15 protein-coding genes are annotated in these 20,862 nt (G+C 44.0%); 7 read left to right on the top strand and 8 right to left on the bottom strand.

Annotation, left to right across the window (positions count from 1 at the left end):
* Nucleotides 1-327: 327 nt before the first annotated feature.
* The 4 genes from C4S39_RS06530 to metG all read right to left on the bottom strand — a co-directional run bounded on the left by C4S39_RS06530 (nt 328) and on the right by metG (nt 6,081).
* Nucleotides 328-2,337 (bottom strand): integrin alpha, encoded by a 2,010-nt coding sequence (locus C4S39_RS06530; RefSeq protein ID WP_103966280.1) that lies wholly within the window; start codon nt 2,335-2,337, stop codon nt 328-330.
* A gap of 488 nt (nt 2,338-2,825) precedes the next feature.
* Complete coding sequence (locus C4S39_RS06525; RefSeq protein WP_103966232.1) at nt 2,826-3,575, bottom strand: YggS family pyridoxal phosphate-dependent enzyme; 750 nt, start codon at nt 3,573-3,575, stop codon at nt 2,826-2,828.
* 24 nt (nt 3,576-3,599) lie between these two features.
* Entirely contained in the window at nt 3,600-3,965 is a 366-nt protein-coding gene (locus C4S39_RS06520) for a nuclear transport factor 2 family protein (RefSeq protein ID WP_181023769.1), read from the bottom strand.
* Nucleotides 3,966-3,975: 10 nt separating this feature from the next.
* A complete protein-coding gene (gene metG, locus C4S39_RS06515; protein ID WP_103966230.1) occupies nt 3,976-6,081 on the bottom strand; it encodes a methionine--tRNA ligase in 2,106 nt (701 codons plus the stop codon).
* Between the two features lie 125 nt (nt 6,082-6,206).
* Here metG and apbC point away from each other — a divergent pair, with 125 nt between their 5' ends.
* From apbC to C4S39_RS06495, 4 genes are all read left to right on the top strand, one after another.
* On the top strand, nt 6,207-7,295 hold the full coding sequence (gene apbC, locus C4S39_RS06510) for an iron-sulfur cluster carrier protein ApbC (RefSeq protein ID WP_103966229.1): 1,089 nt from the start codon (nt 6,207-6,209) through the stop codon (nt 7,293-7,295).
* A 13-nt stretch (nt 7,296-7,308) separates the two neighbouring features.
* A complete protein-coding gene (gene dcd, locus C4S39_RS06505; RefSeq protein ID WP_103966228.1) occupies nt 7,309-7,875 on the top strand; it encodes a dCTP deaminase in 567 nt (188 codons plus the stop codon).
* A 57-nt stretch (nt 7,876-7,932) separates the two neighbouring features.
* Nucleotides 7,933-9,165, top strand: a complete 1,233-nt coding sequence (locus tag C4S39_RS06500; protein WP_103966227.1) for a TIGR03790 family protein — start codon at nt 7,933-7,935, stop codon at nt 9,163-9,165.
* A 303-nt stretch (nt 9,166-9,468) separates the two neighbouring features.
* On the top strand, nt 9,469-10,644 hold the full coding sequence (locus C4S39_RS06495) for a type III PLP-dependent enzyme (RefSeq protein ID WP_103966226.1): 1,176 nt from the start codon (nt 9,469-9,471) through the stop codon (nt 10,642-10,644).
* A gap of 132 nt (nt 10,645-10,776) precedes the next feature.
* Here C4S39_RS06495 and C4S39_RS06490 read toward each other — a convergent pair whose 3' ends face one another.
* On the bottom strand, nt 10,777-11,286 hold the full coding sequence (locus C4S39_RS06490) for a dihydrofolate reductase (protein WP_103966225.1): 510 nt from the start codon (nt 11,284-11,286) through the stop codon (nt 10,777-10,779).
* Nucleotides 11,283-12,077, bottom strand: a complete 795-nt coding sequence (locus tag C4S39_RS06485) for a thymidylate synthase (RefSeq protein WP_103966224.1) — start codon at nt 12,075-12,077, stop codon at nt 11,283-11,285. The genes C4S39_RS06490 and C4S39_RS06485 overlap by 4 nt, the downstream gene beginning before the upstream one ends.
* A gap of 169 nt (nt 12,078-12,246) precedes the next feature.
* Here C4S39_RS06485 and C4S39_RS06480 point away from each other — a divergent pair, with 169 nt between their 5' ends.
* On the top strand, nt 12,247-13,707 hold the full coding sequence (locus tag C4S39_RS06480; protein ID WP_103966223.1) for a M17 family metallopeptidase: 1,461 nt from the start codon (nt 12,247-12,249) through the stop codon (nt 13,705-13,707).
* Nucleotides 13,708-13,777: 70 nt separating this feature from the next.
* On the opposite strand, the gene C4S39_RS06475 is transcribed toward C4S39_RS06480, so the two are convergent.
* Together C4S39_RS06475 and queF are read right to left on the bottom strand one after the other, a co-directional pair.
* Nucleotides 13,778-14,974, bottom strand: a complete 1,197-nt coding sequence (locus C4S39_RS06475) for a LysM peptidoglycan-binding domain-containing protein (RefSeq protein ID WP_258039318.1) — start codon at nt 14,972-14,974, stop codon at nt 13,778-13,780.
* Between the two features lie 249 nt (nt 14,975-15,223).
* Nucleotides 15,224-15,643, bottom strand: a complete 420-nt coding sequence (gene queF / locus C4S39_RS06470) for a preQ(1) synthase (protein WP_103966221.1) — start codon at nt 15,641-15,643, stop codon at nt 15,224-15,226.
* Between the two features lie 96 nt (nt 15,644-15,739).
* Between queF and smc the strand changes: the two genes are divergently transcribed.
* Together smc and C4S39_RS06460 are read left to right on the top strand one after the other, a co-directional pair.
* A complete protein-coding gene (gene smc, locus C4S39_RS06465) occupies nt 15,740-19,297 on the top strand; it encodes a chromosome segregation protein SMC (RefSeq protein WP_103966220.1) in 3,558 nt (1,185 codons plus the stop codon).
* Nucleotides 19,298-19,371: 74 nt separating this feature from the next.
* Complete coding sequence (locus tag C4S39_RS06460) at nt 19,372-20,571, top strand: cell division protein ZipA C-terminal FtsZ-binding domain-containing protein (protein ID WP_103966219.1); 1,200 nt, start codon at nt 19,372-19,374, stop codon at nt 20,569-20,571.
* The last annotated feature ends 291 nt before the right edge of the window (nt 20,572-20,862 follow it).

Here is a 20,862-nt window from a genome sequence, read left to right as displayed (position 1 = left end):
GCCATCATCCAGACCCTGAGCCGGGTGATTTGATGACTGGATTACTTATCAGCAGAATATTCCCTCGCATACCGCAAGCCGTTTATTTAAATTATTTTTATAAGAATAGGTTGACGAGATCAGGCACTGTGACACAAAAATACTTCGATGACAATTCAGATAATTCTGACAGTTGCGTAAGTTTTACGGAAGCCTGCGGCGCCTGAAATACAGCGGGGAATTTGCTAGGAAAAGCATTCGATGCGGGCAGTTGCCCTGCAAAAACAGGCCAGAAATTGCAAATTTTCCGACCTGTTTCTAACTAATGGATAGTTGTTGAACGGCGAATCAGGCTATCGGGAAATCCATCGTCACAGCCAATCCGACCAATATCACCGCATCGCCTTGCGTATATTCATGGAAATTACCGCGAATGCCGCCATCGGTCCAGCCGCTGCTTAGCCCGATCACGCTGTCTCCGGCATTGCCTTTGATCTTCAAGGTATCCGTCGTATCCGACAGATCGATGACGTCTTGCGCGGTCAACGTCAGCGTATTGTCGCCAACACCGTATAAAGCGATAGTCTCAATCCCATGAATCTTATCGATCACGCCGGACAGATCCAGATTAAAGTTGCTTCCGGCCAATCCCAGGGTATCGGTACCCGTACCGCCATCGACCCGCTGGAAGGTATCATCCGATATGCGGATGTAATCATTGCCTGCACCACCATCGAACCAATCCGCGCCGCCACGGCCGATCATGTGGTCATTATCGGGACCACCCTCAAAGTGCTCCGCCGCGGATGTGCCGGTAAAAATATCATCTCCCGGCACGCCGGGGAAATCCACATCATCACCGGTTAAGTCACTGCGGCCAAAGATGATGTAGCTGGAACTGGAAATATCACCATTCGAGTCAACACCAAAAGCACCAATAATCAAATCGTCAAACCCATCCTCGTTCACATCCCCCGCGCTGCTCACCGAGTGGCCCGAAAAATCAAACGCTGCTTCACCATCCAGGCGAAAACCATTTCTGCTATCAAAGTTGGATAAATCCATCACCGCATCAAATCCGGATGCACGCCCGAATACCACGTAACTGGAGCCTGAAAAATCACCATTCGGATCAGTACCAGAAGCACCAATAATCACATCATCAAAGCCATCTCCGTTCACATCCCCCGCACTGCTCACAGACAAACCCGAAAAATCAAACGCTGCCTCACCATCCAGGCGCAAACCATTGCTGCCGTCAAGGCTGGATAAATTCATCACCGCATCAAATCCGGATGCGCGCCCGAATACCACGTAGCTGGAACCGGAATAGCTACCATTCGAGCCAGCACCAGAAGCACCAATGATTACATCATCCAAGCCATCGCCGTTGACGTCCCCCGCACTGCTTACCGAGCGGCCTGAAGCATCATTTATCGTTTCACCATCCAGGCGGAAACCATTGCTACCATCAAGACCGGATAAATCCATCACCGCATCGAATCCGGATGCGCGCCCAAATACCACGTAACTGGAACCGGAATAGCTGCCATTCGGATCAGCACCAGGAGCACCAATAATCACATCATCGAAACCATCCCCGTTCACATCTCCCGCACTGCTCAACGAGCGGCCTGAATAATCAGATATCGTTTCACCATCCAGGCGAAAACCATTACTGCCGTCAATACCGGATAAATCCATCTCCACATCAAATCCGGATGCGCGCCCAAATACCACGTAACTGGAACCGGAATAACGACCATTCGGATCAGCATAAGGGGCGCCAATGATCACATCACCAAATCCATCTCCGTTGACATCTCCTGCACTGCTCACCGAGCGGCCTGAACGATCTATCGCTGCTTCACCATCCAGGTGGAAACCATTACTGCCGTCAATACCGGATAAATCCATCACCGCATCGAATCCGGATGTCTTGCCAAACACCACGTAGCTGGAACCGGAATAACGGCCATTCGAGTCGGCACCAGAAGCGCCGATAATCACATCACCAAATCCATCTCCGTTCACATCCCCCGCACTGCTCACAGAGCGGCCCGATTTATCATGCGCTGCTTCACCATCCAGGCGGAAACCGTTACTGCCGTCCAGTCCGGATAAATCCATCACCGCATCGAATCCCGATGCGTGCCCGAATACCACGTAACTGGAACCGGAACTATTACCATTCGGATCAGCACCAGCAGCGCCAATAATCACATCACCAAATCCATCTCCGTTCACATCCCCCGCACTGCTTACTGAGCGGCCTGATTTATCATACGCTGCTTCACCATCCAGTCGAAAACCGTTACTGCCACCCAGACTGGATAAATTAATACGTGTCGTTGCCATTATTTTTACCTCCGGAATAAGAATAAAAAGAGATTTTCCGGTCATCTACAATGGACAGGGATTCCACCTTCATCCTGGCCATGAACCGGGTGATTTGACAATCCGGCTTACCTGGCCGGATATTCTTCACATACCGCAAATCGTTAATTTAAATTATTTTTATAAGAATAGGTTGACGAGATCAGGCACTGTGGCACAAAAACACTTGAATGACAATTCAGATAATTCTGACAGGATGTGCGGGAAGCTGATGAGAAATGATCGGGATGCGCGTAAATCTGGATACAAGCAATACGTATTCCGTGCCAGCAGGCGAGATGACAATACATCGGATTTATCAAACCGGAGAACCTGTTATTGCCGGTACTCATGCACCTATTGGGCACTGTAACTTCCGGGGATTCATACGATAACCGGTGATATGACACCGGCAGAATCTGAAAATGAACCCGGGGAAGTATCCGGGCTTGTTCGATCACAGCATCACGTCACCCCATTCCGGGCCAATAATGACTATCCGGCAGCGGCCGCTTGCCGAATATCGCTTGTCCAACCCGTACCACCGTCGCGCCTTCTTCAATCGCCAATTCATAATCCCCCGACATGCCCATTGACAGTTCGTCAAATGACAATCCAGCCGGCGCTTCCTGGCGCAGCATGGCCTGGATTTCACGCATTTTGACAAAACATTCGCGCACTCGATCGTGATCGGAAGAAAAGATCGCCAGTGTCATCAATCCTTTGATGCGCAACGATGAATAACTGGGGAGTTTCTGCACGAAGGCGCATACCTCTTCAGGAGGAAGACCGAACTTGCTGGCTTCGCCGGAACTGTTGACCTGCACATAAACATCGATCGCCCGTCCTTCATTTTGCAACCGCTTGTCGAGCTCCTCGGCAACTTTAAGGCTATCGAGCGCTTGAAATTCATTGGCGAAGCGAGCCAGATATTTGGCTTTATTGGTTTGCAAATGACCGATGACCGCCCATTTGATGTTTAAATCGCTCAATACCTCGGATTTTTCGCGTGCTTCCTGAATCTTGTTTTCGCCCATTTCGTGGCAACCGGCGGCGTAGGCAATGCGCAGTCTTTCTGCAGGAACCGTTTTGGTAACCGGCAGCAGCCGCACGCTGGCAGGATCGCGCCCCGCTTTTTTGCAGGCATCGACGATGCGTTGCCGGACGGTCGCGAGATTGTTCTGGATGTCTTTGAATTGCTGCTCTGCATTGAGTTCCACGGGTTGCTCCTGTTATTCGAGAAGTTAATTTTTCCTGGATGCCTGGTGAAAAACCATTTTCCACCGGTTTTCCCGGTACTGCCAAATTGAGGTTCTGATGGATCCCGCGTCATTAACGCGATCCGGCTTGTGCAAGGAATAAATCGCCAGCACCATATCGCCCGTTAATGGCTTAATGCGGAAATCCTTGAAAATCCATTGAATATTCTTGTCCTTGCAGAGCAACCAGCCAATCACCTCATCCCGGGTATGAATGACTCCATGACTATCGATTTCTTCAAAATTCTCCGCCAGCAATTCGTCGATCAATCCAGGATGCGCCGTCAGATCACTTTGCAATAACTTAAGTTCCAGTTGCTGGATCTGTTCAACAGAAGCATTCAGCGCCATGCGGATACAGTCACTTGACCCGCATGCCGGGTTGCGCACCGGTATCGGGTGATAAAATGAATAACTCACCCGGATTGCCATCGCTTGCGGCCAGCACCATCCCTTCCGACAAGCCGAATTTCATTTGCCGCGGCGCGAGATTGGCGACCATCACAGTCAAGCGTCCCTTGAGTTGCTCCGGATCATAGGCGGATTTGATCCCGGCAAAAACCACACGCTGCCCGCTGCCGATATCGAGCGTTAGCTTCAATAGCTTTTCTGCGCCTGACACGTGTTCCGCATTGACAATTTTAGCGATACGCAAATCAATTTTACTGAAGTCGTCGATGGAAATGGTCCCGGCAAGCGGCGCAATCGCATGTTGCTGCTTCTCCGCATGTCTTACCGGCGCATCTTGCACGGCAGGCGCCAGGCTCTGCGTGTTGGCAGCGATTAGCGCATCGATTTGTCTGGTGTCGATGCGTGTCATCAAATGCTGATAAATGTTGATCTTATGGCCCGCAGGCAGCAACAAATCGGAAACCGGCTGATCGTCGCGCAGCTGCGGCCAGGTCAAAGACGCGCAGTTAAGGAAGGCTTCTATTTGTTTCGCAGTGGCCGGCAGGACCGGTTTCAAGTAACGCGCCAGCAAATAAAATAATTGAACGCCAAGGCTGCAAGTGCGTTGCAAATCATCACTGCGATCGGGATTTTTGGCGATTTCCCATGGCGCGAGCTGGTGAATCATTTCGTTCGCCTGGTCAGCAAATTTCATGATTTGGCGAATGGCGGCAGAATATTCACGCGTCTCAAATGCCTGCTCAATAACATCCGGCCTCCATGCGGCAAAATGCTCATTCACCATCTGTTGCAGAATTTGATACTGCGCGCCATCAACCAATCCGCCATCAAATCGTTTGCTGATAAAACCCGCGCAACGGCTTGCAATGTTAATAAACTTACCAACCAAATCAGAGTTGACGCGAGCGACAAAATCTTCCAGATTCAGGTCGATGTCTTCCAACGTGCTGTTCAATTTGGCTGCGTAGTAGTAACGCAGCCATTCGGGATTCAAACCCTGTCTCAAATAACTTTCCGCAGTGATGAACGTGCCGCGCGACTTGCTCATTTTTTCGCCATTCACCGTCAGAAAACCATGCGCGAAAATCTTTGTCGGCGTGCGGTATCCGGCATTTTGCAGCATCGCGGGCCAGAATAATGCATGGAAATACAGAATGTCCTTACCGATGAAGTGATACAGTTCCGCATTGGATTGCGGTTGCCAAAATTCATCGAACTGAATCTTTTCCCGTTCGCATAAATTCTTGAAGCTGCCCATGTAACCCACCGGCGCATCAAGCCAGACATAAAAATATTTACCGGGTGTATCGGGAATTTCAAAACCGAAATAGGGTGCATCGCGCGAAATATCCCAATCCGAAAGCTTGTTTTCTCCCGCTTCGCCGACCCATTCACGCATTTTATTGGCGGCCTCTAGCTGTAAATGATCACCTTCACAAGCCCAATGCCGTAAAAAATCAACGCAACGCGGATCGGATAAGTTAAAGAAATAATGTTCGGATGATTTGTTGACCGGCTTTGCGCCCGATACGGCGGAATAGGGATTTTTCAGTTCGGTCGGCGCATACGCCGCGCCGCATACCTCGCACGAATCACCGTACTGATCTTTAGCGCCACACTTCGGACATTCGCCTTTGACAAACCGGTCTGGCAGGAACATATTTTTGACCGGATCGTAAAGTTGTTCAATGCCACGCACAGTAATTAAACCTGCCGCTTTTAGCTTGGCGTAGATATCTTCGGAGAAATACCGTGTTTCCGCTGAATGCGTACTGTAGTAATTGTCGAATTGGATATGGAACCCGTTAAAATCCCCCAAGTGCTCTGAGTGGACGCGCGCGATCAAAGCTTCCGGTGTAATGCCTTCTTTTTCCGCGCGCAACATGATCGGCGTACCATGCGTATCATCGGCGCACACATAATAGACCTCATGTCCGCGCATTTTCTGAAATCTCACCCAGATATCGGTTTGAATATATTCCACCAGATGACCTAAATGGATACTGCCGTTGGCGTATGGAAGTGCAGAAGTAACCAGAATTTTTCGCTTGCTCATTCGCTATTCACAGCTCGGATTGAATAAACGCCAATTGTAACAAACTGTGTGCGCATTCCTGATATTTGTTACCATTCCCTTATTAAATTGTTAGCCGCTAACCGGCAGTAATAAGGAGTTTTGTAGTGACTATTTCTGAACAACAAATACAAACGATTCTCTCTCAGACCATTGATCCAACCACGGACAAGGATTATATCAGCGCAAAAGCCGTACGTTCGATCCGGGTTGAACAAAACAATACTGCGATTGACATCGAATTGGGATACCCCGCCAATAGCGTTAAAAATACGGTGCAAAGTCAGATCAGCGAGGCTTTACGATCGATACCCGGCATTGCAAATATCCAGGTGACAGTGACTAGTAAAATTATTCCGCATGGTGTGCAACGGGGCGTCAAACTGATTCCCGGTATCAAAAATATCATCGCAGTTGCATCCGGCAAGGGCGGTGTCGGAAAATCCGCGACGGCAGTCAATCTGGCTCTGGCATTAGCAGCGGAAGGCGCTTCCGTAGGCATTCTGGATGCCGATATTTATGGACCGTCACAACCTCAAATGCTCGGTATCACGGGTCATCCGGAGTCTTTTGATGGCAAAACCATGGAACCGATGCAGGCGCATGGTATTCAAGCGATGTCGATCGGTTTGCTGATTGACGTTGAGACTCCGATGGTTTGGCGCGGCCCGATGGTTACGCAAGCCTTGCAGCAATTATTGAACGATACCAATTGGAAAGATCTGGATTATTTAATTGTTGATTTACCGCCAGGCACTGGCGATATTCAATTGACGCTGGCGCAAAAAATACCGGTAACCGGCGCGGTGATTGTCACCACGCCACAGGATATTGCCTTACTGGACGCTCGCAAGGGCTTAAAAATGTTTGAAAAAGTAGGCATTCCGATTTTGGGCATCGTCGAAAATATGAGCACGCATACCTGCTCGCAATGCGGGCATACCGAACCGATATTTGGCACCGGCGGCGGTGAAAAGATGTGTCAGGATTACAATGTGGAATTTCTCGGTGCTTTGCCACTCGATATCAAAATTCGCGAGCATACGGATACTGGGAAACCCAGCGTCGTTGCTGAACCGGATGGAGAAATAGCCGGAATCTACCGGTTGATTGCACGGCGCGTTGCCGTCAAGGTTGCCGAATGTGCCGAAGATCATTCTGAATTGTTCACCAAAATCATTATGGAAAATGACTAGGAGCTGCTAAAGCATGACGATCAAGTCAGACAAATGGATACGCCGCATGGTCATGGAATACGGCATGATTGAACCATTCGAACCCGATCAAATTCGCCAAAAGGATAATCAACGCATTGTTTCCTACGGCACATCAAGCTATGGTTACGATATCCGCTGTTCGGATGAATTTAAGTTGTTCACCAATATCAACTCAACGATTGTTGATCCGAAGAATTTCGACTCCAACTCATTTGTTGATGTCAAAAATGATGTATGCATCATTCCACCAAACTCGTTTGCCCTGGCACGTACCGTCGAATATTTCCGTATCCCGCGCAATATATTAACCATTTGCCTGGGCAAATCCACCTACGCCCGCTGCGGCATCATCGTCAATGTCACCCCCTTTGAACCGGAGTGGGAAGGCTATGTCACATTGGAATTCTCCAATACAACTCCCCTGCCGGCTAAAATCTATGCCAATGAAGGTGTTGCACAAGTAATATTTTTTGAGGCGGATGAAGTTTGTGAAACCTCATATAAAGACCGAGGCGGGAAATATCAAGGACAGCATGGCGTGACGCTGCCAAAAATCTAAAGTTGTATTTCTTAATCAGCGCAGAAGCGCTTTGATCTAACGCGAGAAAATCTAACGTTGATCCAACAATTTTTCGTCTCACTGATGCTCATTCTTCTTTCCGCAGCTTTGCCGGTAGAAGCGCAGAATCGTATCTCCTTACCGCGAACAAGTTTGGAACCCAATGATATCGCAGTCATCATTAATGAAAACGATCCATTATCCCGGCAAATAGGCAATTACTACCTGCAAGCCAGGCAAATACCTGAAACAAACATCATTAAATTACGCTTCTCATCTGAACGTAGCGTTATAACCCCAAAGGAATTCAGGCAACTAAAAACCACTATTGACCAGCTTACCCCTGAACATGTGCAGGCATTCGCTGTTGCCTGGACTACGCCATACCGGGTTGGCTGCATGTCGTTAACATCCGCGCTGGCCTTTGGTTTCGACAAGAGATACTGCGCCAAGCCCTGTGGATCGACTGCTCTTAGCCCCTATTTTAATTCACCCAGCCTTTATCCCTATGACGATTACAAGCTGCGCCCCGCGATGATGCTGGCCGGAGCTTCCTTCGAACACATCAAGGCATTGATCGACCGCGGCATACGCTCAGACTACAGCTTTCCCAAAGGCTGGGCTTATTTAATGAATACTTCGGACAAGGCACGCAACAGCCGGGCAGCCAGCTTTACACAAGCCGCGGAAGAACTGGATAACGTATTTCCCATGCAAATACTAACAACCGATTACATTTCTGAGCGTAAGGATGTGCTTTTTTACTTTACCGGCTTGAAAAAAGTACCCATGATCGAAACACTGCGCTTTCTTCCGGGTGCTTTAGCAGATCATTTAACTTCGGCTGGCGGCAAGTTGACTGATTCTCCGCAAATGAGCAGCTTGCGTTGGCTGGAGGCCGGAGCTACAGCAAGCTATGGAACCGTTGTTGAACCTTGTAGTTTTTCACAAAAATTCCCATCACCCATAGTGGCCATGTTTCAGTATGCATTAGGCGCCTCTGCGCTTGAGGCTTATTGGAAAAGTGTTGCCTGGCCGGGCCAGGGTCTATTCATCGGTGAGCCATTGGCAAAACCTTTCGCTCCGCATTTAGAAGAAATAAGTCCGGGACATTTTATGCTGAAATTCTTTTCGCCACGTACGGGGCATTTGAGAATCGAGCAATCATTCTCTGCTGCTGGACCTTTTAGCCCATTCATGCGCCAAAAAACCATTAATCGCGGAGAAAATCGGTTTTACTTTAAATTTAATGAAGAAACAGATGGTTACCTAAATATACAATGGTACTGACAAGCTATCAGAAAACCCTAAGCTTCATCTAAACTTTTTTATAAAACAACCGTCAAATGCAATGATCGTTCCCCCTAATGTAACACATTGTTTATAGTTGACTATTATTTGATATGACAAAATATTTTTATATTAAAAAAATACTTGCTTTGCTTGAAATGCAGACTATAATGCGTGCATTTTATTCGTCAGTAAATTTATCGATGAGGAGGTCATCATGAGAAGTATAAAGAACTTTATCGCACCAGCTGATCTAGTCAATGTTCATATTCCTGAAACGTAGCTTTTTTAAAGGAGCACACCATGCCTAAGCTTTCATCTTCACTTCAGAAATACGATCAGTCTGAAGTCTTATTTGATACCCATCCTGAAATTAGTCTTAATTTTGAACACGTTCAAGATATCCTGAAAAAAGGCTATCAACGCCCTTTTTTACTGGTGGACAGCAACATCATCCGACGTAAAGCCCAACGTTTCATTGCTGCCATGCCTCGAGTTCGTCCACATTATGCTGTCAAAGCAAATCCTGATGAGCGTGTACTGAATACTTTAATCGATGAAGGCGTTGGATTTGAAATCGCCTCTATCGCCGAACTGGACTTATTACTTAAGTTAGGCGTCCCAGCTGCTGAAATATTTTATAGTAATCCGATGAAATCCCGAACTTACATAGAATATGCCGCTGCCAAAGGGGTTGAATGGTATGTGCTCGATAGCATTGAGGAATTACGCAAAATAGTCAGCATCAAGCCAGATGCTAAAATGTACTTGCGTATTGATACACCGAATATTGGCAGTGATTGGCCGTTAGCTGGAAAATTTGGCACGCATCTTGCCGATATTAATGAGATTATTCATGAAGCTGTGAAGCTCAAAGCAGATCTGGCCGGCGTTACCTTCCATGTCGGTTCTCAATGCCGTAATCCACAAAATTGGCGCGTTGGTATCGAACGTGCAAAGAAAGTCTTTGCTGAAATGCGGCTTGTCGGCTTGAATCCCCGATTGCTAAATGTTGGCGGAGGCTATCCTGTGCGGCATGTCAAACCCATTCCTTCAATCGAAGTGATCGCAGAAGTTATCAACGACGCCATTGCCGATTTACCGGAAAGCATCCACGTTATGGCGGAGCCAGGCCGCTACCTGGTATCCGATTCGGCTTATTTTGTATGTCGCGTCGTGGGTACCGCAACTCGAAATGGAAAACGATGGATGTATTGGGATGCAGGCATGTTTGGCGGTGTTATAGAAATGACTGAAGGGTTGCGCTATGAAATCCTGACAGACCGGGAGGGCAATAACATTCCTTGGTCAATTGCCGGTCCCACTTGCGATTCAGTCGATATCCTGATGCATGAGCTGATGCTGCCCAATAATATACAGGAAGGGGATTTCATTTATATACCCAACGCAGGCGCTTACACTACCGCATACGCAAGTAATTTCAATGGATTTCCTTTACCTGATGTGAAAGTGATCTGAGCAATCGCGATCACTCGCACCTACAGCAATAATCCTGATAAATGGTGAAATGGCACTTGATGCCTATTTCACCATTTATATTGGTACGTATCATCTATAAGGACCGTAGGTCAATCCTGAAGAATATTTGAGTCATACTTTACGCTCAAGAATGACAAAATGATATTCGATTTGCGCATCATTCACTGATATATGTTTATCGCGCTGTATTTCTTCCCAGTTGCTGCGATCAAATTCCGGAAAAACCACATCGCCTTCAAAATCACTCTGTATTTCAGTAATATACATTCTCTGACAAATATCCAGTGTTTGCCGGTATAGCTTCTCACCACCAATAATAAAGCTTTCATTATTGATCGCGCTACTTTCTTCACATATCAATAAGGCATCTTGAAGAGAATTCACTACAGTTGCTCCCGGCACTTCATAACCTGATTGCCGGGTAATAATAATATTTGCTCGTCCGGGTAACGGTCTACCGATCGACTCATAGGTTTTTCTTCCCATCACAATGGTTTGCCCCATTGTCAGGAGCTTAAAGTGCTTCAGATCAGCCGGCAAATGCCAGGGCAATTGATTATTTCTGCCAATAACTCGATTCTTAGCCATGGCAACCAGGATTGAAAGACACATTGAAATCATACGGCTACAGGTGCTTTGATTGGTGGATGAGGATCATAGCCCTCCAAGACAAAATCCTCGTATTCAAACTCAGAAATTGTTCGTATCATCGGATTTAATCTCATTACGGGCAATGGCCGTGGCTCACGCGATAACTGCTCGCGCGCTTGTTCCAAATGATTCAGATAAAGATGCGCATCGCCTGACGTATGGACGAATTCCCCCACCCCGAGATTACTAACCTGCGCAATCATCATCGTTAGCAAGGCATACGAAGCGATATTAAATGGCACTCCCAAAAAAATATCTGCGCTTCGCTGATAGAGCTGACACGATAACTTATTATCGGCTACATAGAATTGAAAAAGAGCGTGGCATGGAGGCAATCGCATTCTGTGCAATTCACCTACATTCCATGAAGAAACCAGCATTCGACGCGAATCAGGTGTATCTATAATCTGTTTAATTACCTGTTGAAGCTGATCAATTTTCTGTCCGTCTGCGCTCATCCAGGAACGCCATTGTTGACCGTAAATAGGGCCCAGATTGCCATTTACGTCAGCCCACTCATCCCAAATTGAAACACCATACTTATGCAGATAACGTACATTGGTATCACCTCGAATAAACCATAATAGCTCGTGAATGATTGATTTTAGATGACATTTCTTGGTTGTGACTAACGGAAAACCATCATTTAGATCAAAACGCATCTGATGGCCGAAAATTGATAATGTACCAATACCCGTTCGATCTGTTTTTTGAAAACCGTGATCCATAACATGCTGCATTAATTCGAGATACTGGCGCATTCGTATTTAACCCTCCCCTATTCATGTTTTTTAATCTGCCTGTAACAGGCTATCCCCCGCCACAACATACATAACGCGTATATAATAGCAATATTATCTGCAATCATTCTTTTTGTAATGGCTCCCGATATCGCTACACAAAAAATAATATTTCACAGGAAAGCTTTCAATGCTGGCATCCCTTTTCCAGAATATATCACCCATTGATCAATCGATTAAAACACCTCATATTCTCGTAGTACTTCCTAAGTTAGACAAGTTACCCAAGAAATATAGTATTCCCGGTGAAGAGCCGCTGAATAAATTACTCTTGCGGCGCAATATGCAGTTAACAGATCTTGACGAAACACCCGTGAGCGCAAATCTCCAGAATGGTGAATTATGCAGTTGGGTTATGATTGATACTGACAAACCCATTTTTGAACAACAAACGTGCCTACGCAAGGCAATAAAATCTCTGCTTCTAGAAAATCCGGATGAAATACATATTGCTGTTTATGGCACCCTGCAGCAAAAAAGAAACTTTGCCGAGCTGGCTGTTTATACCGTTTGGATCAATGGTGCTGTACTACCGGTACGCAAAAATAAACCGATCAGAAAGCCGCTGGCTAAGATGTTTCTATATGGCTATCAAGATGCTAACAATTTTTCCTTGCAACGTGCATTAGCAGAAGGAAATTTATTAGCGCGCGGATTAACTGCTCTTCCTGCAAATGAATTAATGCCCAAGACTTATCGACAACAAATTAAGAAACTGGCTGAAAATGAAGGATGGAAGTATCAAGAATTTGATTTTAATAAATTGAAAGAAATGGGAGCAGGCGCTTTCATCGCGGTAGCACAAGGAAGCGACACAGAAGATGCCGCTATTGTGCATCTACAGCATAATTGCAGGCCTGGCTCCCAAAATAAAAATATTGCGATTGTGGGTAAAGGCATTTGCTTCGATACTGGCGGTTACAATATAAAACCAGCTCGCTATATGCAGGGCATGCACGAAGATATGAATGGTTCCGCCGTCGCTTTAGGCATTCTGCTTGCAGCCACACGTGCCGAAATACCTGTCACAATCGATTGTTGGCTTGCCATTGCACAAAACCATATCAGTCCGCGTGCCTATAAACAAAACGATATTATTTCGGCATTAAACGGATTGTCGATTGAAATCGTACACACTGACGCTGAAGGTCGAATGGTTTTGGCAGATACCTTGACTTTGGCGAGTCAACAAAAGCCTGATCTGATCATCGACTTTGCCACTTTAACAGGCAGCATGAAAACAGCCTTGGGATCCCGGTATAGCGGGATTTTCAGCAATCAAGATGATTTATGCCAGAAAGCTATTGTCGCGGGAACGAGAAGTGGAGAACGTGTTTGTGCTTTTCCGATGGATGCAGATTATGAGGAAAGTCTTGAAAGCGATATCGCCGATATCAAACAATGTCAATTAGACGGGGATTTTGATCATATTCTTGCAGCATGCTTTTTAAAACGATTCATACAGAACACACCCTGGCTGCACGTAGATTTATCCGCAAGCAATCACAAAGGGGGATTGGGTGCGGTTAACAGTGAAATTACAGGGTTTGGCGTTAATTGGGCTATTGAATTTCTTAAAAATATTGAATAAGAGAAAATCCCATAAAACGCTTAAGCAAGTTACATGTCCCCAGCACAAAACTAGCCAATACTAGCCAATACTAGCCTCTTAGCATGACCAGTTTCTGACCTATGGACAAATTTTCATCGCTATTATTCCAGTGTTTAATTTGATCTACTGTTGTGCGATAACGCTTTGCAATTTCGTACAGGGTATCACCTTTTTTCACAACATAAGCAACAGATTGATTATGTTGTGCCTGCTTCCTCCAAGACGATCTAGTTATTTGATTTTCTGCCACAATTTGAGGCACCAATATTTTTTGCCCCAGTGTAAGATTTTTGTTTCGAGCAATTCCATTGATTATTTGTAACTGTTTTACAGTAGTCTCATGCCGAGTAGCAATCTCACTAATTTTTTCTCCTTTCTTGACCCGATAAAATTGCCACGAAATTCGAGGATCATGATACGTTTCCAGATTCCTAACAAATATTTCTTTCTTTTCTTTAGGTATCAATAAAGTACGAGGTTCATTATTGACTTTTATAACGTAACGATTATAAGCCGGGTTTAACGCTGTGAATTCAACTTCGGAGATATTAGCAAGGCGTGTAACGAGAGGAATATCGATGTGTTCATGAATCTTTACAGTATCAAAATACGGCCGATTAGGCACCGAACGCAGCTGTATGCCATATTTTCTGGCATTGGCAACGACATCCTTTATGGCCAGTATCTTGTAAACATAATGCTTTACCTCAACCGGTAAATTTACATCATAAAAATTAACGGCCCTTCCCTTGTGTATGTGCTTTGCCAGAATTTTACCTACAGCGCCTTCGCCCAGATTATAAGCCGCTAATGCCAGCTTCCAATTATCGAATCTTTGATAAAGATATTGAAGATAATCAAGAGCCGCTTGAGTTGATGCCACGATGTCGCGCCGGTCGTCATGCCAAACATTCTGTTCCAGACCCAGGATTCGCCCTGTTTCCGGAATAAATTGCCACAGTCCCGCTGTTTGGCTATTTGATTTTATCAAAGGATCATAAGCGCTTTCTATTATCGGCAGCAACGCTATTTCCATCGGCATTCCGCGGCGCTCAACTTCCTCCATTATATAAAACAAATAACGTTCACCGTTTGCAACAATGCTGTTAAATGCATGGGGATTCTGTATATAATTGAGTGTGATCTTGCGGATTGCTTTATTATTCGGAGAGGGCGGAAGTGCCAATGCAAACCCGCCACGAATACGTTCCCACAAATTTGAACTATGCTGAGCTTTGTCGCGCAATAATCGATCTGCAAATGCATTAAACGATAAAAAAGAACACGCGGTGGAAATTAGTAAGAATAATATAGCAAAAATTATATTTCTTTTTATAATCATCTATATATGCTTTTATATATCTATATCGTCTGACAGGATATATAAAAATTGACTCTTTGCAAACTGTTTTTTTCATATCGATACATCTCAAAAATATATATATCATTATAGATCATAAGGTTAAATAAATATCCTTATATCAATAATTAATAATCATTCTCGAAAATTTAATTGCCCAGATAACTCCTCCATTGTAATCATGGACTTAGATTTCCATCCTTTTTTGTGATGATCCACGATAATGTTTGTAAAAATGCCGCCACGCACATAAAAACGCGCTATCAATCGAATATATCTCGGCTTCAAAGCTGCGATGAGGTCATCAAGAATTATGTTTGTCACCGCTTCATGAAAGACGCCATCATTCCGGTATGACCAGATATACAATTTTAAGCTTTTAAGTTCAATGCATTTTTTATCTGGAATATAATCCAAAATTAGAGTCGCAAAATCTGGTTGCCCTGTTTTGGGACACAAACAAGTAAATTCAGGAATCTCCATGTGAATATGATAATCCCGATTAATAAATGGATTTGGAAATGTTTCAAGGTTTTTCTCAGGTTTACTAGCCATTCTTCATACTCATATATAAATTAATTCGGTTACAATAAATATTCATTGCCTGATGCGCTTTATCTATTATAACTGCCTTATCTCATAAACAAAAAATTGCGCCTCACCTATATCAAGCTAGCTGGTTTCAAGTCTTTTGCAGAACCCACTACCGTCCCGGTTTCCCATGATCTCGTGGGTATTGTCGGCCCGAATGGCTGTGGAAAATCAAACGTCATTGATGCGGTACGGTGGGTTTTGGGAGAATCAAAAGCTTCAGCCCTAAGGGGAGATTCGATGCAAGATGTTATATTCTCAGGATCGGAGAACCGGAAAGCAATTGGGCGTGCCAGTGTAGAAATTGTGTTTGATAATCACTTAAACAAAATTACCGGCCAATGGTCCAGTTATACCGAAATTGCAATTAAACGCGTTCTCCAGCGGAATGGTGCTTCAAGTTATTTCATTAACAACCTTCAAGTTCGACGACGTGATATTTCTGATCTTTTCTTGGGCACCGGTGTCGGCAGTCATGGCTACGCCATCATCGAACAAGGCATGATCTCACGGATCATTGAAGCAAAGCCACTGGAATTAAAAAATTTTCTGGAAGAAGCTGCCGGAATCTCTCAGTATCGGGAAAGAAGACACGATACTTCGTTGCGTCTGACCGAAACCCGAAAAAATCTAATACGCTTAGAAGATATTCATCAGGAGTTAGAAACTCAGTTGCAACGTTTGGAAACACAAGCGGATACTGCCATACAGTACCAATTGCTGCAAGATGCGGCGCATAAATCCCAATCTCTGCTGTGGTTACAACGCAGAGCAGACGCCATGCATCAACGCGATGCTGCAAAAAAAGAAACTCAGAAGCTTGAAGCGGAATTGGGCATCACCCTTTCGGCTCAACACACTGCAGAGAAAGATTACGAAACTGTTCGCAAGAAAGAACAGGCTGTCAATGAACAATTGCTTCAAATACAAGGGCAATTATATTCTGCTGATGCTGAAATAGGACGCCTGCAACAGGAAATCATCTATTTGAGAAACACACAAGATCGCTTAACACAGCAAATTCAGCAAACTGATGCTCAGCTCCAAAAAAACCAGCAATTAAAAGAAACGAAGTTAGAAAATCTTCAGCACTGGCGACAAGAAAAAGCGGATGCTGAGTCATCTCACAAATGCAGCATCCTTGTTTATAACGAGAGAAACAATAAACTTCCTGCTATTGAAACTGAGTTCTTCAATCACCAGAAAAAACTAAACGCATATCGAGACAACCTTTTAATTCTTGAGAAAACCAATCAACTTGAAGAAAATCATCTTTCACACGCAAAAAAAAATATTCAACAGCTAGAAACTCGATTTGCGCGTTTATCCAATGAACAAAATGAGTTAATCTCGGTTCAGCCCTCCAGGCTGATGGAACTACAGTCAGAAATTGCACACATCGAACACGCTTTAAAAGATGGAACGCTGAAGTGTCAAAGTTTAGAAAATAACCTGCCTGATGCAAACAAAAACAAACAACAAATTACCGGCAATATTCAAGCGCGGCAACATGCATTATCTCAGTCTATTGCCCGCTTTTCCGCACTGAACGACCTGCAGAAAAAACTTAATAATCATCAGGATCTCAATACATGGCTCAGTAAGCATAAATTGGATCTGTTGCCCCGTTTATGGCAGAAAATATATATCTCGCCAGAATGGGAAAACGCTCTGGAAGCTGTATTACGCGAACGGCTCAACAGTATTGAATCCGAGCAACTGGATCATGTTTTAAACTGGATGGATGACGCACCAAATTTAAAATGGACAATTTTTGATAAGAGCCAATCCAATTTATCGGATGCAGATGCGGTATCACAGTCAGCAACTCATAACCCAGTAGACTGTGAGAAATTGCTTGATTTTCTCACGGTTGACCAACCTGAAATCAGGCATGTCCTGGAAAACTGGCTATGTCCGGTTTATGTCACGGAAGACACGAAAGAAGGCCTTATTAAGCGCACAGCTTTAAAACCGGATGAAATGATTGTAACTCGGCAAGGACATATCATTACTCATAATAGCTTTACCTTTTATGCGCCTGATTCGGATTTGCACGGTGTATTGTCTAGACAGCAAGAGCTTATACAAATACAAACAGAAATTGACCAGCACGAATCGTCTCTGCAGAAGCAACGCATTTTATTATCACAAGCAGAACACCAGTATATGGAACTGGCAAATACTCTTCAATCAGTTAACGAGAATAACAAGCAATTGCAGGAACAATGGCACAAACAACAACTTGAAGCCGTTAAACTTACCCAGGCTAACGAACGCACGACACATCGCAATGAGCAAATTAATTTCGAATTGACTGAGATCAGGCGAGCGCTGGATCATGAGATTTCACTGCAGAAATCTGCAAAAACAAGATTTGAAAATAATCTGGTACAAATCGAAACACTCAGAAATAATGAAAAACAAGCTCAATCTACTTGGGAGGCAACCAATCATGCGCTTATAAATTTACGCCAGAAAATATTGCAATCCACACAAGAAGTACAAGAAGCTGCTTTTCATGTAAAAACTTGCCAGAACAAAATCATTGAGATTGAAACTCATATCCAGACCATTGAGGCAGATCTTCAGAAGCTCGCGGAAAATCATACTAACTTGGTCGAAGAAAAAGAAAATTTAGATGCAAATCGAATCAATACTCTGTTACAAGATGTTCAATCGCAACGTAAATTAGTGGAACAAGCTGCATTACAGGTTCGCCAGGAAGCCAGTAACAACACAAAAAAATTACAGGAAATAGAAAATATCCGCATGACCTCAGAACAAAAATCTTACTCATTGCGAGAAACCATAAGTAAATTCCAACTCAAGGAACAAGCGGCCGCAATTGCAATGAGCCAATTTGACGCGCTAATCAATGATGCAGACATTGAAGTGGAATTGCTGTTACCACTCCTTAATAAAAAAAATACGACAGCATTACAATCTGAAATCGATCAGATCAATACAAAAATTGCAGGACTCGGCTCCGTCAATCTCGGGGCATTAGAGGAACTTGAAATTGCACGCGCACGAGAATCCAATTTACTGATACAGTTACATGATATCGGCGCGGCCATTGCTACCTTAGATAATGCCATTCAACAGATTGATCGCGAAACCCAAAATCGCCTGAACGAAACTTTCTATCTAATAAACAAATATCTAGATGAAATTTTCCCGGTTATTTTTACGGGTGGAAGAGCCCGGCTTGAATTTTGTGACAATAAAATTCTCGACTCAGGCTTATTGTTGATGGCGCAACCGCCAGGAAAAAAGAACAGCTCTATACATTTATTATCCGGTGGAGAAAAGGCGCTCACGGCATTAGCATTAATTTTCTCATTATTCCGATTAAATCCAGCTCCATTCTGCTTATTGGATGAAGTCGACGCTCCCCTTGATGACAACAATACCAAGCGATTTTGCGAAATAGTGAAAAACATGACCCAACACACCCAATTTTTATTTATCAGCCATAACAAGATAACCATGGAGATGGCGCAGCGATTAATTGGGGTTACAATGCAAGAACAAGGTGTATCAAGAATAGTAACCGTCGATCTCGCTGATGCCATTACTATGGGAAAACGCGATAAGCAGGTCGCAATCCAGTGATTGTAGTAAATCGTATAAAACTGACATAATCTGCTGTGCTCAACAGCAACTTTAAGAAATAGCAAGGAGGTAATATGGAGATTCTTAGCATGAGTGACTTGCAGGTAAGTTTGATCATTATCGGTATCATAATTATCGTTGCCGTTGCCGTTTTCAACTGGCTGCAGCAACTGCGTTATCGTCGGGAAGTACAGGCGGCATTTGATCATAAACATGATGATATCCTTTTGGACGCACATCATTCTGACGAACCTTTTCAACGCATTGAACCGAAGTTTAATAAAAAAATATCAGATGTAGCGCTTGATACTTTGACTCAAGCTGATGATCAAGCTGATTTGCCGCCGGTTGAATCAAAAAAAACATCAGTTACACCACCTGCACATCCAACAATCAATATTCCCCAAACAGGCATCCCTGTTAATTCTGCTACAACCTCACCGCTGCTTGATTATGATAGTAATACTAATTACATCGTCAATATTCGATCAGGCTCAGTTATTACCAATACTCACATTGCCAAGCTATTACAAAGAAAGTTTGACTTTGGAAAACCGGTTTATTGGCTGGGGCAACAGGATAAAAATGAGCCATGGGAAGAGATCTCCAATGAATCCAACGTGGATAGTGACGGTTACTGTCATTTGAAAGGCTGCTTACAGCTTGCCGACAGAGCTGGCCCTATCAGCGAGGTCAATTTGTCCAAATTCAGGGATTTAGTTCTAGATTTTGCATCACAGGTAAACGCTTCTGCAGAATGCCCTGATATTGTGAGTGCGCATGAAAAAGCCGTTATGCTCGATAAATTTTGTGCTGAAGTCGATGTCATGATAGGCATTAATATCATTAGCAAAGACGACGGTGCATTTGTTGGCACTAAGATTCGGGCACTGGCGGAAGCTTCCGGATTCAGACTCGAAACAGATGGTTTATTCAAATATCGCGACGACAGCAATAATGTTCTGTTTACATTGAATAATTATGAATCATCTCCATTCCTACCTGAAAACATTAAATCATTAACTACGCATGGCGTAACTTTCCTGTTGGATGTGCCAAGAGTTGCCCATGGAGAAAGAGTATTTGATCAAATGACGCATTTGGCCAAGATTTTCTCCAATACCCTTGGCGGAATTGTAGTTGATGATAATCGAGTCCCGTTAAGTGATAGTGGATTGCAAAAAAGTAAACAGCAACTGCTGGAAATACAAATTTTAATGAAAAAGAATCATATTAACGCGGGCAGTCCCAGCGCCTTACGATTATTTGTATAAGAAAAATTTTCACAATAATACTAAAGATAAGTACTTTAGTATCCGTAATCGCTACAAAGTCTGTTGATTATTTTATAAAATAAACATTAAAAATATGTTGTTATAAAATCTCTCTCGGCACAAATCTTAAGATATTAATATAAGATTTTGATAGACAAATAATATCATAACCAGGAAAAAAGTATTATTAGTATATTAGCGGTCAGAGTGAACCTCAATTTTTTGCAATGGCACTCACCGCAAATTAATTATATGTAGTACAAAAATTTATACTCATAAAAAAATAAAAAT

The organism is Nitrosomonas ureae, from assembly GCF_900108305.1.
GTDB classification, from domain to species: Bacteria; Pseudomonadota; Gammaproteobacteria; order Burkholderiales; family Nitrosomonadaceae; genus Nitrosomonas; species Nitrosomonas ureae_B.
This window is presented reverse-complemented; position numbering and strand designations above follow the sequence as displayed.

Excerpts from the sequence above, each read along its gene's own strand:
- C4S39_RS06530 (WP_103966280.1), bottom strand. The coding sequence starts at position 2,337 with ATGGCAACGACACGTATTAATTTATCCAGTCTGGGTGGCAGTAACGGT.
- C4S39_RS06520 (WP_181023769.1), bottom strand. The coding sequence starts at position 3,965 with ATGGCGCTGAATGCTTCTGTTGAACAGATCCAGCAACTGGAACTTAAG.
- metG (WP_103966230.1), bottom strand. The coding sequence starts at position 6,081 with ATGAGCAAGCGAAAAATTCTGGTTACTTCTGCACTTCCATACGCCAAC.
- dcd (WP_103966228.1), top strand. The coding sequence starts at position 7,309 with ATGACGATCAAGTCAGACAAATGGATACGCCGCATGGTCATGGAATAC.
- C4S39_RS06495 (WP_103966226.1), top strand. The coding sequence starts at position 9,469 with ATGCCTAAGCTTTCATCTTCACTTCAGAAATACGATCAGTCTGAAGTC.
- C4S39_RS06490 (WP_103966225.1), bottom strand. The coding sequence starts at position 11,286 with ATGATTTCAATGTGTCTTTCAATCCTGGTTGCCATGGCTAAGAATCGA.
- C4S39_RS06485 (WP_103966224.1), bottom strand. The coding sequence starts at position 12,077 with ATGCGCCAGTATCTCGAATTAATGCAGCATGTTATGGATCACGGTTTT.
- C4S39_RS06480 (WP_103966223.1), top strand. The coding sequence starts at position 12,247 with ATGCTGGCATCCCTTTTCCAGAATATATCACCCATTGATCAATCGATT.
- queF (WP_103966221.1), bottom strand. The coding sequence starts at position 15,643 with ATGGCTAGTAAACCTGAGAAAAACCTTGAAACATTTCCAAATCCATTT.
- C4S39_RS06460 (WP_103966219.1), top strand. The coding sequence starts at position 19,372 with ATGGAGATTCTTAGCATGAGTGACTTGCAGGTAAGTTTGATCATTATC.